At 46.3% G+C, this 12223-nt stretch carries 16 protein-coding genes; 12 read left to right on the forward strand and 4 right to left on the reverse strand.

Annotation, left to right across the window (positions count from 1 at the left end; all coding sequences use genetic code 11):
• Positions 1-3 precede the first annotated feature (3 nt).
• The 12 genes from B2Z67_RS04250 to B2Z67_RS04305 all read left to right on the forward strand — a co-directional run bounded on the left by B2Z67_RS04250 (position 4) and on the right by B2Z67_RS04305 (position 9429).
• Positions 4-369 carry a hypothetical protein gene (locus B2Z67_RS04250; protein WP_291528578.1) on the forward strand — a complete coding sequence of 122 codons (366 nt, stop codon included), beginning with the start codon at positions 4-6 and terminating at the stop codon, positions 367-369.
• A 16-nt stretch (positions 370-385) separates the two neighbouring features.
• A complete protein-coding gene (locus B2Z67_RS04255; protein WP_291528579.1) occupies positions 386-715 on the forward strand; it encodes a hypothetical protein in 330 nt (109 codons plus the stop codon).
• A 590-nt stretch (positions 716-1305) separates the two neighbouring features.
• Complete coding sequence (locus tag B2Z67_RS04260) at positions 1306-1776, forward strand: hypothetical protein (RefSeq protein WP_291528580.1); 471 nt, start codon at positions 1306-1308, stop codon at positions 1774-1776.
• Between the two features lie 103 nt (positions 1777-1879).
• The gene (locus tag B2Z67_RS04265) at positions 1880-2329 is read left to right on the forward strand and encodes a hypothetical protein (RefSeq protein WP_291528581.1); all 450 of its coding nucleotides are present in this window, start codon (positions 1880-1882) and stop codon (positions 2327-2329) included.
• 52 nt (positions 2330-2381) lie between these two features.
• On the forward strand, positions 2382-3359 hold the full coding sequence (locus tag B2Z67_RS04270) for a hypothetical protein (RefSeq protein ID WP_291528582.1): 978 nt from the start codon (positions 2382-2384) through the stop codon (positions 3357-3359).
• Between the two features lie 10 nt (positions 3360-3369).
• Positions 3370-4629, forward strand: coding sequence for a carboxypeptidase regulatory-like domain-containing protein (locus tag B2Z67_RS04275; RefSeq protein WP_291528583.1), 1260 nt, complete (start codon positions 3370-3372; stop codon positions 4627-4629).
• A 50-nt stretch (positions 4630-4679) separates the two neighbouring features.
• A complete protein-coding gene (locus tag B2Z67_RS04280; protein WP_291528584.1) occupies positions 4680-5405 on the forward strand; it encodes a hypothetical protein in 726 nt (241 codons plus the stop codon).
• 12 nt (positions 5406-5417) lie between these two features.
• On the forward strand, positions 5418-6356 hold the full coding sequence (locus tag B2Z67_RS04285) for a hypothetical protein (RefSeq protein WP_291528585.1): 939 nt from the start codon (positions 5418-5420) through the stop codon (positions 6354-6356).
• Entirely contained in the window at positions 6337-6825 is a 489-nt protein-coding gene (locus B2Z67_RS04290) for a hypothetical protein (protein ID WP_291528586.1), read from the forward strand. The genes B2Z67_RS04285 and B2Z67_RS04290 overlap by 20 nt, the downstream gene beginning before the upstream one ends.
• Positions 6812-7099 (forward strand): hypothetical protein, encoded by a 288-nt coding sequence (locus tag B2Z67_RS04295; protein ID WP_291528587.1) that lies wholly within the window; start codon positions 6812-6814, stop codon positions 7097-7099. The genes B2Z67_RS04290 and B2Z67_RS04295 overlap by 14 nt, the downstream gene beginning before the upstream one ends.
• A gap of 3 nt (positions 7100-7102) precedes the next feature.
• Positions 7103-7705: a hypothetical protein gene (locus B2Z67_RS04300; RefSeq protein ID WP_291528588.1), complete on the forward strand. Its 603-nt coding sequence runs from the start codon at positions 7103-7105 to the stop codon at positions 7703-7705.
• Positions 7705-9429, forward strand: a complete 1725-nt coding sequence (locus tag B2Z67_RS04305) for a hypothetical protein (RefSeq protein WP_291528589.1) — start codon at positions 7705-7707, stop codon at positions 9427-9429. The genes B2Z67_RS04300 and B2Z67_RS04305 overlap by 1 nt, the downstream gene beginning before the upstream one ends.
• A 121-nt stretch (positions 9430-9550) precedes the next feature.
• Here B2Z67_RS04305 and B2Z67_RS04310 read toward each other — a convergent pair whose 3' ends face one another.
• The 4 genes from B2Z67_RS04310 to B2Z67_RS04325 form a co-directional block, all read right to left on the reverse strand.
• Positions 9551-9946: a type II toxin-antitoxin system HicB family antitoxin gene (locus tag B2Z67_RS04310; RefSeq protein ID WP_291528590.1), complete on the reverse strand. Its 396-nt coding sequence runs from the start codon at positions 9944-9946 to the stop codon at positions 9551-9553.
• Positions 9947-9989: 43 nt separating this feature from the next.
• Positions 9990-10190: a type II toxin-antitoxin system HicA family toxin gene (locus B2Z67_RS04315; RefSeq protein WP_291528591.1), complete on the reverse strand. Its 201-nt coding sequence runs from the start codon at positions 10188-10190 to the stop codon at positions 9990-9992.
• Between the two features lie 255 nt (positions 10191-10445).
• Positions 10446-11036 (reverse strand): JAB domain-containing protein, encoded by a 591-nt coding sequence (locus B2Z67_RS04320; RefSeq protein ID WP_291528592.1) that lies wholly within the window; start codon positions 11034-11036, stop codon positions 10446-10448.
• A 14-nt stretch (positions 11037-11050) separates the two neighbouring features.
• The gene (locus B2Z67_RS04325) at positions 11051-11611 is read right to left on the reverse strand and encodes a ribose-phosphate pyrophosphokinase (protein WP_291528593.1); all 561 of its coding nucleotides are present in this window, start codon (positions 11609-11611) and stop codon (positions 11051-11053) included.
• Between the last annotated feature and the right edge of the window lie 612 nt (positions 11612-12223).

A 12223-nucleotide genomic window follows, 5' to 3' on the forward strand; every position in this document is an offset into this window, starting at 1 on the left:
GCCATGGCAGTAACACTAAGAGAACTCGAAAACGAACTCATGCCGTTGTATGAGCAGAACCCTGAACGCTTCAGGGCATTCTATAACAAGGTATATCTGCTGCTTTACAGAATGCCGGAAGGCGGTAAACTTCGCGCTGAAGAGCATTGCAGCGAGGCTACTATACCGTTGTTTATGAAAGTGGCTATCTTTATCATGCTGTTCGATCCGTCCTGGAGAGACGAAGATGGGTACGATTTGTTGGAGGTTTGTGCCGATATCAGTCCGACAACTATCGGCAGACGGCGTAAAATCGTACCATCACACCCTTTATTTAAAGGGACGTGGTATTCCAATTTATTACCCTGTAAAGATACGAATAACAAATGAGATACACAACAATATTATGATAAAAAAAGAGAATAAAATACAGGTAGTTATCGCCCCTACAGCCCAGGAACGGGAAAAGCTGATCGCACGCCTGGCCGTCTACCATGGGTTCGCCCGGATCGCATCGGACGCCGCCAAGATCATCCGGAAAGACCTCTATTCTGTCGACCTCGCTACGGCTTATTTCGTGCTCTGCAGCAGCTACAATTTTCGCGGGTCGGTAATCACCACACAAAGGCTTTATGAACTGGCAGCGCGTGGTATCTGCGTGATAGTGGGCGTCAAGAGCCTACCGCGTGAGTACGAGTTGATATCACAGACATTCTATCCGGGTGATTTGCGGTAACACGAGGCGGAGTATTCTTAGAAGACACAACGCGGAGTATTCTTTTGGCGGTGGTACATAAGTGCCGCCGCTTTTTTTTGTCCGCCGTTTCCCCTCTCACCCCTTTCATTGGATATAAACGTTTTGAACAAAGGTGCTTTCGGACGTCGAAGCCGCAGCGCAGAGGGGGACATATATTCTTTTTATTATTTCTTTTCTTTATAAAAACACCCTACCTAAAAAATAGAAATATTTCTGTACTTTCGTACGGAAGCCCGTTTTTCGCTATTTATTACGTTGTAAATCAGATATTTAGACACCGCACGATTTTCGTACGAAACCGTACGATTTGTACTTTTCCGCACGAAATGCCTTTTTGTACGCAAAACGAGATTCCGTACAGAAAAAGTGCGCATTTTGTACGGACGTAAAACGTTGATAATCAGGTGTGTTACATAACGCTGACGCACAAAAAGAACAATTGCACAAAAAAATAGTACTGTTTCGCCAAGGGTGGTAGTAAGTGAGTGGGAAAGAGAAAATGTAGACCGATAATAGGATAATCAACTTATTTTTACTACTTTAGCTCCACACTATTTTTTAATGGACACATGACTACCAAGATAACCGTACCTGCACATATCCGGGAATACTTGATCGGAAAGTTCTGCAACTTTCAGGATACAGCAGTTCGTTTCCCGGATTCATCAGATATCTACCACATAATCTACGATTTGTTGGAGAAACGTCCGGCTGATCATCCGGTTGACAGAGGCAACCTGGAAATCTTCCTCCCGGCACGTTCTATCGGTAAAAGCCCTGAGACTTACAATTTTCTCGGGGTTCGCTCCCAGATGATCATTAACCGTAAACTGGAGTTGCTTATGTGGGCGGAGTTGCACGATACGGTAGATGAGCAAAAGCATCGCTATGGCGTAAACTTCATTGTCGGTATCCATGCCTTCATGAGCAAGTACGGAATTTCCAGCATTACCGAAGATGCGTTCCTTAAAAATTTCTACCGGTGGCGCACGAAGATGCGACCGAAAGAAAAAAAACGGGAATATACCCGAAAAAGTTAACCCGAGCAAGTGTAGTTAATTGTCCGATTTTCGTGCAAAAACAGTGTAAAAACAGAAGTAAAAGCGTGATAAAACATGCGCAAACATTAATAATCAAGTAGTTATGAATAATATTGGAGGTATAATTCAGTGTGAAATTCTTGGTATTGACGATGTAATCCTCTTCTCCGTAGTCAACCAAATAGCGGAAATCCGGAAAAAGGAAACCGCCGAATGGCACACGTTACCTATCAACCGGAGAAATACGATGGTGACAGCGGCACCTGTCGCCGGCAATGCCGGAACGCTTTATGAACACAAGTTCAGTACCATTTTGCCGGCAAACGTGGTAACGCGGTTGGATATCAGCCGTTACCGTTTGTTCTGTATCAATGGCTGCATTCTGCGTTATACGGATGCCAACGGAAATAAACGTATGCTCGGAACGAAAGATTATCCGCTTACAGGGACTTTCGCCGAAGTACCGGAACAGACAGCCGCCGGTTTGGCGGGGTATGAATTGAAATTAAATGCTTCTGAAGTCATTCCACAGCTTCCTTATATAGAGATTTAACGTCCTTCCATAGCTTTCTATAACTGCGTATCATTGCATCAAAAATAATGCAATGAGTCAAAAACGCATCATTCTCTCCGATTCGTCACTTAATAGATACGGTTACCGGGTTCTTACGTCAGGTCTCAATATTGAAGCCTTCAAAAAGAATCCGGTCATGCTGTATATGCATTTTCGTGACGAAGGTTCCCCTATCTGGGGAAACTGCAAAGCTATCGGTCATTGGGAGGATATTCAAATTAACGGTGACGAACTCTCTGCCATTCCTGTTTTCGATAAGGTCGATGATCTCTCCAAAGAGGTGGCCGCAAAATACGAAGCCGGGACTTTCTCCGCCGCAAGCATAGGTATCCGTATCATTGCCACAAGTGCCAACAAAGACTTGCTTCTCCCTGGACAGACACGCGAAACTATCACGGAAAGCGAATTGATGGAAGCTTCCATCGTTGACATACCTGCAAACTCCAATGCCGTACGCTTGTACGACCGTACTTCGTCTGCTATCCTGGCGGCAGGCAAGGATACGTTATCAGTGCCGGAATTACCCAAATCCAATTTAAACGTTATGAATTTAAAATCAAGCTGGAAAGCAGTTTGTGCTTTCTTGAAGATTGCAGGCGATAAAGCGGACACGACCGAACTCTCCCTGGAGCATATAGAGTCGCTTGACGCGGAAATGAAACGTCTGAAAGATGAAAACGAGTCGCTTGTACAGGCGAAAAAAGACATTGAAGAAAAGCTAACCGCTTCTGCCGGAGAGGTCTCCCAATTGAAAACGGACATCGGAACCAAGGACACCGAAATCGGCACTTTGAAAAGCAGTGTTGAGAGCAAAGACAATGAAATCGCCCAGCTTAAAGAGCAAGTGAAGAACCTGAAAAGCAATCCTGCCGATGAAGGTCGAGGTCTGAAACCCAAAACCGAACCGGAAGGTGACGACGAGAAAGAAGACCTGGCAGCTTTCTGCGAAAAGAATGGTAACGATTACGATACCATGGCTGAGAGAATTAAAAAAGAGGGATTAATCTAAACCTTAATTTATGAAATTAGTAGATGTATCAAAACTCCAGGAAAGCCTTGTTATCTATGACAAGGCTCTCCGTACGTTGCCTTATGCAACATTGAAAGAAGTAGCGGCAATACTCAAACTGAACGTAAGGGACTTGCAAGGCAAGCATTCACTTATCAATGAACGTCGCCGTGCCGGTGGCACCCAGTCTTATAAGATTGGCAAGGAATTCAAGGAATTCGAGCAAATCTTCGGCTATGAACCTTCGCTGATTGAACCGAAAGATGTTGTATTCATCACACGCGAGAATTCGCAGAAGTATGATGATAACGAACTGTTGATCATCGGCGGAACACCCGTGAACAATATCACGAAGAAACACCCGATGGAAACGAAAATTGTATTCGGATTGACAACCTCACATGCCGAAGACGTTGTGTACAGTTTGTTTCATGCGGAGCGTGACGAAGACTCCAAGTCGCCCAGCGGCGCATTTGACGGTTACTTTACGAAGGCTGACAAATTAATCGTTTCAGGCGCCGTAAATGCCGCACGCGGCAACTTGGCGATCTCCGGAGAATTTGCCATGCCGGTTAATGAGAATGACTACAGCGCTTATGAAAACCTGGTTGACTGGATCGGTGGCGCCCATAACTCGTTACGCAATTCACAGGGAGGCATTCCGCAGTTGATGTGTGCGGAAACTGTTATCAAGGCGGCCCGTGCAGCTTTGCGTAACAAGTTGAAAATGCAGGAATATCCCAGTGTAGCCCGCATGGTTGAACTTTTACGCGAAGATGCTTTCTGTTCTTCGCTGGAAGTTGTGACACATGAGGCACTGGGTAGAGGTTCCCGCCTCATTATGCAGAAAGCCGGTAACATGGACCTCGCGTTCAACACACAAGCTGCTGCAAAGTTCTGTCAAATCCGCGATATCTATCCGGATCCCAACGAATGGCAGTTCTGGCTGCAAGCCGGTTACGACACCCGTATCAACGACTGGCACGAGAAAGTGTTCCGTACGAACGAGCAGAAGAACGAAAGCAATGACCTGGCTGGCGACTATTGTCTGACAGGCGCTGTACAGGTGAATATCACCGGAACGGATGCGGGAACCTGGACTATTGACGGCAAAACGTCTACCCGTTCCAACGGTCAGTACTTCATTGGTCTTACACCGGGGAATCATACCATTGTATTCAAGGACGTGGATGGAAAGACGAAACCGAATAATCAAGAGGTTACCGTCGCCGCAGGTAAAGTTGTCGCCATTGATGCACAGTACACCTAATTAACGGAGGGGACTTTCCCCTCCCTGTTTAATTCAAATATTACATCACAATGAAAAAGAAACATTTATTTATCCTTGGATTTTTGTTCATCCTGGCAGCAATTATGTTACCGGAAGTACAACACCTGTTGTCATTGGATTTGAGTGATCCGAACACCGTTCAGGCGGCCGGTCCCGCCTTTGCCCCACTGATGTATAAAATGGGACAAAACAATATGGGCGGTTTTAAACCGTGTGTACTGTTTATTCCGGCGAGATCGGTCAGCACGGTTCCGACTGTACCTTTACCTAAAGATGCGGCAGATAATACCGGATTGGTCACAGCGGACGGTACATTCACTTTCATAGAAGGCTCCGGAGTAGCACAACCTATATATCTGTACAGTACGGATGGAGAAGTCGATTACAAGGCGGAACCACAGGGTGAAGCGGACGGAATCAGCTTTAAGCCAACGCTCACATTCTTCTTTCCCGGCAACACCCCTGAAATGCATGCTTTCAATGCCCTGGTGAAAAACACCCAGGGGTATTATGTCTTTGAGGACGTGGACGGTCGTCAAATGATGCTCGGACAGCCGGGATTGCCGGCAAGTACGTCGCCGTCATTTGCCGGCGGTAAAGCTCGTGCTGACCGTCGCGGTACTACGTATACCGCTACGGCGGATTCTAATTATTCTGCTGTCTTCCTGAAAACTCCCATTGACATGGAAGCAACCGGAGAATATAAACCTGCCCCCGGCAATTCCAGCGATATTGACGATAACCCTTTGGGATAGACCTGAAAGTATATGAACAGAAACGAACAATTAACAAATTGGTTAGGCGACCGTCAGCGCAAGTATGCTGACGGTGTAGCCCTCTTTAACGCACTTGCCAGGCAAGTACAAAAAGAGAAATATGCGGCTTATTTCGCCACATCTCCGGCAAATCCCCATATTTTCGATCCACACTTTACGCAACTCGTGAACTGTCTCACCCGTATATCCCGCGAAATCCGTGAATCTCCAAGCCTTTATCCGGCAGCCAACGAGCCTGTTATCGAAACCAAGGAAGTGGACGAAAAGCAGCGTACGGAAGAGTTGACTAAACGGACAACCGCCATCATGGCGCATGAACAACAAATCGAAGAATTGACGGAACGTATTGAAGATTTGGAAGACAGTGACAACGCCGGTGAAATTGCAGAGCTGCAGGAACAGATTGATAAACACCGCGCGGAATTGGAACAGCTTCGCAAAGAAGTGGACATACTCAATGCACCCGGTGTTAAGATTGTGACCGAAGCATCCATGCCGCCATCCATCCGTAAGGCATATACCCGGATTAAAGAGATCGTACCTCTGTATGCCAGCCTGCATAACGATATCGCTAATCCCGGTATCACGGACGAAGTCCGGAAGTCATTAGCCGAAGAACTCTGCAAACTGGATGATGAACGCCGTAAACTTTGGAAAGGAATCGACGATTGGTCCGAAGGGAAAGGAACACTGGACTTGGACGCCCAACGTCCGGTATTTAGCGATAATCCCGTCGTGCGCGGCATCGAATTGATACGCCATGTGAAGCGTTTGAAAGAGAACATTGTCAATAGTAGGAAGTCAGCCGAAAAAGCCCAAAAAGACGGACGCCAAACCGTGTATGAAAACGCTATGAAGCGTATTGCGGCTTACGAGAAAGACCTGACAGAAACAGAAAAGGAAATTGCAGGTGAAAAGATTTCAGGATAACTTTCCGCTTGCACTGTGCCCCGGTTCCATCGAACCGTTCATGCACAAGGGAGAATGGGCAATACATGAAGTGTTGCCCACTCTTTTATCTGCCATTGGGCCGGCAAGCGTCCGGATTGCCACATTCAGCATCTCGGAAGACAGCTTACGCCCGTTATTCTTTCTGACTGAAGAAAACAAGATAACCGGTTTGCAGATGTTGCTTGATACCACGGTGAAGCGGCACAAGATAGATTTGCTCTTATTTGCCGCAAACATCTCTCCGGAGATACGGATAGATTCCTGCCATGCCAAGGTCTTATTAGTCGAAAACGAGCAATACAAGTTCGGTATTGCCGGATCTGCCAACCTGAACCAGAACCACCGCTGGGAAGCCGGCTTCTATTTCACTGCCGGTTCCCACTTCGACTACTTCTCCGAAACATTTAACCAAGCCTTTGAAAATGCTATAAATCATGCAGTTAACTGATGAACAAATAGAGCGTGTACGCAGCATGTCAGCCGCATTGATGCCACCGCCGGAAATAGCCATTTTGTTGGATATCCCCGCTGATGAGCGCGACTACTTCTGCGATATCTGCAAAAACCACCGGCAAAGTTCTATCTATAACGCCTATCACCAAGGCAGACTGCAAACCAAATACGAGCTGCGCCAAACCGTCATTAAACTGGCGAAAGCCGGTAGTCCGGCAGCCGAACCGCTAGCTGACAAATACATGCGTGAACAGGTTATAAACGAATAAGCCATGCCTAAAAAGGACACTACATACGAACGCATCGAACGCGCCCTGTACAAAGACCGGGACGAAGTAGAACAAACACTGACTCCTCGGGAACAGGAAATCAGGGAGCGCATGATGCTTTGTGTCGCCAGGAAGATGGACAGTCCATTGATAGAAGATTCCGACCTCGTTAACTTCCTCATGCACGGATGCGGGGGTAACGCTACGCCCGTATCCCAATCACAAGCCTACCGGGATATCGGTATGATTAATCGGTTGGTAGGCAATATCCAGTTGGCCGCAAAGAACTGGTACCGCTACATGATTGTCGAAGGCGCCAAGAAAGGTTATCAGCTTGCCATTGACAGCGGAGATGCCAAGGGCGCCGCCGCCAACTTAGATAAAATAGGTAAATACACCATGGCGGACAAGGAAGACAACCGGCTCGACTTTGAACGGATGATTCCGCCATCTTTCGAACCTTCGGACGATATCACCCTGTTGGAAGGAATCGAACCGATTGATAACCTGGAAGAGCGCCGCAAGGAGTTGCGCGAACTTGCCCGCGGCATGGTGAAAGGAGGAGCTGTCGACGCCGAAATCATCAAGGAAAAGGAGGACGAATAATGCCTGTGCAAAGCGCTCCCGCCATGTCTGTCTACGAACTCCGGATGAAGCGATCCGAAGTCGTGAAGAAGTTCTTCAATAAGATGCAGCGCCAGGCAATGGCCATCGGTGCACATGATGAATACATCATTGCCTCCCGCGGTACCGGAAAGTCAGAAGGTATTGACGCCCGGTTCATTCTCCGGAACGTGTGGGAAATGCCCGGTTCTTTGGGTGCGCTGATATCGCCCAGCTACGCCAAAGCATGGGGAAACACTCTTCCGGCTATTTGTAAGGCCTTGGCAGAATGGGGCTACTACCAGGATATACATTATGTAGTCGGTCATAAAGCATCGTCATGGATGAACTTCGCAGACCCCGTGCGCCCGGTTGTCGGCGAAGGTTGGAGCAACGCATTCCATTTCTGGAACGGCACTGTCATGGTGATTCTGTCATTCAATCAATCCATGTCCGCAAACTCCATGTCGTTGGATTGGGTAATAGGTCCCGAAGCAAAGTTTCTTTCATACGAAAAAATAAAAAGTGAGGTAGATCCTGCCAACCGGGGTAACCGGCAATATTTCGGCCATTGTCCGCATCATCACAGCGTATGCTATTCAAGCGACATGCCTACCGCTTCCATGGGGAAGTGGATATTAGACAAAGTAGACGAAATGTCACCGTCACACATCAACCTTATCCGTAACCTGTACAAAGACCTTCAGGCATATAAGCGTAAGCCTGTGACCGACCACACCTTGCGGATGATCAAGGAACTATCCCGGGATCTTGATACCGCACGGAAGTTTCAGCCGGTAGTCAAGCCACAGCCCGGAAAGAAAAGGGAATACACCGTATTCTACGGGGAATATGATGTCTTTGACAATCTTGAAGTACTTGGGGAAGACTATATCTGGCAAATGCAACGTACCGTATCACCGCTGATATGGCGTACCGCCTTTCTGAATGAACGCCTGTTCCGGGTTCCGAACGGATTTTATTCCGCCCTGGACGATAACATACATTTCTATGTACCATCCGACAGCGGACGCCTGCGCAACCTTGGCAGCAATTGGGGTAAACTCACCACCTGCGGCTGTCTGGGAGATGGCGACCTCGACTTCTCCCGGGAACTGCATATTGCTTTTGACTCCAACGCTTCAATATCTACCGCGGTTGTCGCCCAAAAAGACGGCAATACCATGCGTGTGCTGAAATCTTTTTATGTCAAGACACCAAGCAAGCTGCAGGATTTAGTCAAGCAGGTAGCCGATTACTACCGTCCGAAACTCAATCACGAAATTGTCGTGTACTACGACCAGACATTTACCTGGGAAACCGGTACCAGCAACGAAAGCTATGCCGATGTAATCGAACGTGTATTTAAAGAAAACAAATATGAAGTAACCATGGAGTTTGTCGGTCAACCCGCCAGGCATGACTGGAAACACTTGAATATTGACCGTACACTGAAAGGAGAACCGGAATTTCTTTGGATACAATTCAACCTGCATCAAAACGAGTTCCTTAAAATTGCCATGGAGCAAACCGGTGTTCGCCAGGGAAAGAACGGTTTTGAAAAGGACAAAACACCTGAAGGTACTCCGGATACTCCGGACGCTCCGGATCAGTTCAAAACACATGTTACCGATGCATTTGATACGCTTTGGCTGGGTATGAATTTCTTCTACCGCGAACCAAACAGCGGATCGGGTGGTGTGTACTTCTTAAAGAAAAAAGCATAGGTTGCCTTTACCATACAGGCAACAGGATTTCTTTCTTAAAAGCCACATCAATTCCCAAACAAGCACAAAAAAAGGCTTCCAACCTGTGGAAGCCTCGTTATTTTTTGGTACAGAAAGTAATCTATACTAAATGCACTAAACTCATATCATCAATAAATCCCCGTAGCGCATTATCTATCTTTGCTACCTGCGCATGTCGTGGTTTTTTAAGTCCAGAAGCATAATGCCCTAATTGTTTTTGATTAATACCTGTCATTCTCTCCAAAGCAGCTTTTGTAAAAATGCCACTATAATACTGCAAGAAAGATTGCACATCAAAGTGCCATTCTATATCCATATCCCCCTGTAATTCCACAGGTATTTCATCATTATACTTTTTGTATAACTCTACTGCTGCAAGTATATTCTCTTTGGCTTCCTTTACAGTCTCACCTTCTCCATAAATTCCCGGAACATTGTCAGCCCATGCGCTAAACAAATCTGCTCCTTTTTCAATAGTTACAGTAATTTTTCCCATGACATTCAGTATTATAATTTATTAATATAGGCGGATAAGAGCTTTATTCAAGCTCCATATCCTTAATAACCTTCTTTCTTAACCCTTCGCCAATCTCTTTAGAACCATGAAATGGAACCGGGTATCTGATACCTTTTTTATCTTCGTAAATCCGATGGCTGCCTTCTGAAACTCCTGTCCATTTCCAACCTCTTTTTTTACCTTTCTTTGGTATCTGTCTATGAAATTCGGAGGATTTAACCATATTCCTTATATTTTTAATGGTACAAAGGTAGCAATAATTCTATCATCTGCAAATAAACAGTAGAATTATTGCTACTTTTTAATATTTAAAATTCCCCTCCGTGGTCGAAGGAACGGAAAACATCATGCACAATACCGTTTTAAAGCCCGTCCCGTTTTGCGAGCCTGCGAGCAAAACGGGACGGGCGCCACCCACGCCCGCCTACCTATAACATCAACTTCCTGTATGATAAAGGCAGTTGCCAATGGCGCCCGCCTATAACATCCCTTCCTCGCAAAAACTATAATGTTCCTTGCCCCCTACTATCACATGGTCCATCATCCGAATATCGAATATTGCCGCCGCCCTTTTCAATCGTTCCGTTAACCTTATGTCCTCGTTGCTCGGTTTTGGGTTCCCGCTCGGATGGTTATGTACCGCCGCAAACTGTACCGCTCCCGCATCTATCAACACCCGCATTATCAGCCTGATATCTGCCGAAGTCTGGTCAATACCGCCTACCGATATCTGCACTTTCTTTATTACCCGTGCAGCTTGGTTTACAGCCACTACCCAAAATTCTTCATTCGGCAAATCACCTATCAACGGAAACATCAACTCATAAAAATCTCTGCTTGCCAATACCTTTCTGCGCTCCACCTGTTGGGACTGCTGCCTCTTGTACATCTCTACGGCGGCAATGGCTACTTTCCTGCGTCCAGGCGTCAAGGATGCAAACAGCTTGTCAAGGTCTATCTCTTCATTGCTCCGCTCAATATCGGAAACAATCTGCCTGTTATTGGTTATCTCATAGATTAATTCGCTGTCACTCATGTAGCGGCAATCATTATCAAATAAAGTATTCATAAGTTATTGAGTTATTAAGAAAGAATTGTTTTACCTAAAAAATAGCCTCCCAATACTTCTGCGCCCAACTTTTCAAGCGCACAAGCAAAACGGGCATAAGAGTATCCCTGTGTCAGTATATCATCAAACAGAAGTACCCTTTTGCCCCTGAAAAAACGTTCATCAAACCTGATAACTTCCACGTCCTGCACCGTCTTACCGCTCTTTGTCTCATGGACTGCCAAACGTCCGCCCTCAATCGTTATCGCCTTGTATGCGTTCCTGCACCCCGTCAACCGTGCCACTTCTTCGGCAAACACCTTGTAGCGGATTTCATTCTTTTCTCCCGAACTTGCAGGAATACAAACGAAAGTCACGTTCCCGCAATCCGCCCCGAACTGTTCCCGCATCTTCTTTGCTACTGTTTCCGCAACCGACACACTGCGTTTGCCGTCCTTAAAGTCCCAAATCATTCTGCGTATCGCCCACTCACGTTTATTTGCCTCGTACTTCGTCGGCAAGTAATCAAAGAAGTTGAACATAAACTTAGACCATTGTTGTTTCCACGCTTCGGGGATGTTTCTTTTTGCTGTCATACTCTTTATTTTTAAATTTATTCTTGAACCTTGAGCCGTCGGGTGTGAGCCTTTTTTTGATTTTCTCCGTTTCCCGGAACGACTTTTTTTTATTCCGTCGCCTGTCGCGCGCGGTATGTTTCGCCTTTTGATACCGCAATAATTGAGGTGCCGAGGATGAATGACAGCAAGATTTTCGGGAAAACGGAACGCCGGAATACTACCTGCAAGGTGGAGATTTTTTGCCCGAAACAGCGTTTAATCTTGCATTTCAGACCGGTGACCTACATTTGCGGGATAAAAGGCGTACTGCCCGCCATAAGGAAAGGTAAAGAGAGTTCCGGAAAAAGAAACGGAGACTGCAGAAGCGTTTACGCTTACCGCTCTACCTCTCTTTCATGCCGAAGGTGTGAATGTGAGGTGATACCCCGAAAAATGTACCGGAATAAACTGTCGTCCCAGCTTGCGATCGGGACAAGGTTTATTCCGGTGCATTTTTCGGGCGATTTTTTTTGCTTCTCATGGTATTCCCATGAAAAAAAATCTAAGTAACTGTACCTCAGCGAAAAAGGAGTTCAAAAGGGGAAAATTTTCCCCTTTTTCTGTCGGAAGACCTCGCAGCGCCCTAAGAAG

Source organism: Bacteroides sp. UBA939 (genome assembly GCF_002293435.1).
Taxonomy (GTDB): Bacteria; Bacteroidota; Bacteroidia; order Bacteroidales; family Bacteroidaceae; genus Bacteroides.

Excerpts from the sequence above, each read along its gene's own strand:
- B2Z67_RS04250 (WP_291528578.1), top strand. The coding sequence starts at position 4 with ATGGCAGTAACACTAAGAGAACTCGAAAACGAACTCATGCCGTTGTAT.
- B2Z67_RS04255 (WP_291528579.1), top strand. The coding sequence starts at position 386 with ATGATAAAAAAAGAGAATAAAATACAGGTAGTTATCGCCCCTACAGCC.
- B2Z67_RS04260 (WP_291528580.1), top strand. The coding sequence starts at position 1,306 with ATGACTACCAAGATAACCGTACCTGCACATATCCGGGAATACTTGATC.
- B2Z67_RS04265 (WP_291528581.1), top strand. The coding sequence starts at position 1,880 with ATGAATAATATTGGAGGTATAATTCAGTGTGAAATTCTTGGTATTGAC.
- B2Z67_RS04270 (WP_291528582.1), top strand. The coding sequence starts at position 2,382 with ATGAGTCAAAAACGCATCATTCTCTCCGATTCGTCACTTAATAGATAC.
- B2Z67_RS04275 (WP_291528583.1), top strand. The coding sequence starts at position 3,370 with ATGAAATTAGTAGATGTATCAAAACTCCAGGAAAGCCTTGTTATCTAT.
- B2Z67_RS04280 (WP_291528584.1), top strand. The coding sequence starts at position 4,680 with ATGAAAAAGAAACATTTATTTATCCTTGGATTTTTGTTCATCCTGGCA.
- B2Z67_RS04285 (WP_291528585.1), top strand. The coding sequence starts at position 5,418 with ATGAACAGAAACGAACAATTAACAAATTGGTTAGGCGACCGTCAGCGC.
- B2Z67_RS04295 (WP_291528587.1), top strand. The coding sequence starts at position 6,812 with ATGCAGTTAACTGATGAACAAATAGAGCGTGTACGCAGCATGTCAGCC.
- B2Z67_RS04300 (WP_291528588.1), top strand. The coding sequence starts at position 7,103 with ATGCCTAAAAAGGACACTACATACGAACGCATCGAACGCGCCCTGTAC.
- B2Z67_RS04305 (WP_291528589.1), top strand. The coding sequence starts at position 7,705 with ATGCCTGTGCAAAGCGCTCCCGCCATGTCTGTCTACGAACTCCGGATG.
- B2Z67_RS04310 (WP_291528590.1), bottom strand. The coding sequence starts at position 9,946 with ATGGGAAAAATTACTGTAACTATTGAAAAAGGAGCAGATTTGTTTAGC.
- B2Z67_RS04315 (WP_291528591.1), bottom strand. The coding sequence starts at position 10,190 with ATGGTTAAATCCTCCGAATTTCATAGACAGATACCAAAGAAAGGTAAA.
- B2Z67_RS04320 (WP_291528592.1), bottom strand. The coding sequence starts at position 11,036 with ATGAATACTTTATTTGATAATGATTGCCGCTACATGAGTGACAGCGAA.
- B2Z67_RS04325 (WP_291528593.1), bottom strand. The coding sequence starts at position 11,611 with ATGACAGCAAAAAGAAACATCCCCGAAGCGTGGAAACAACAATGGTCT.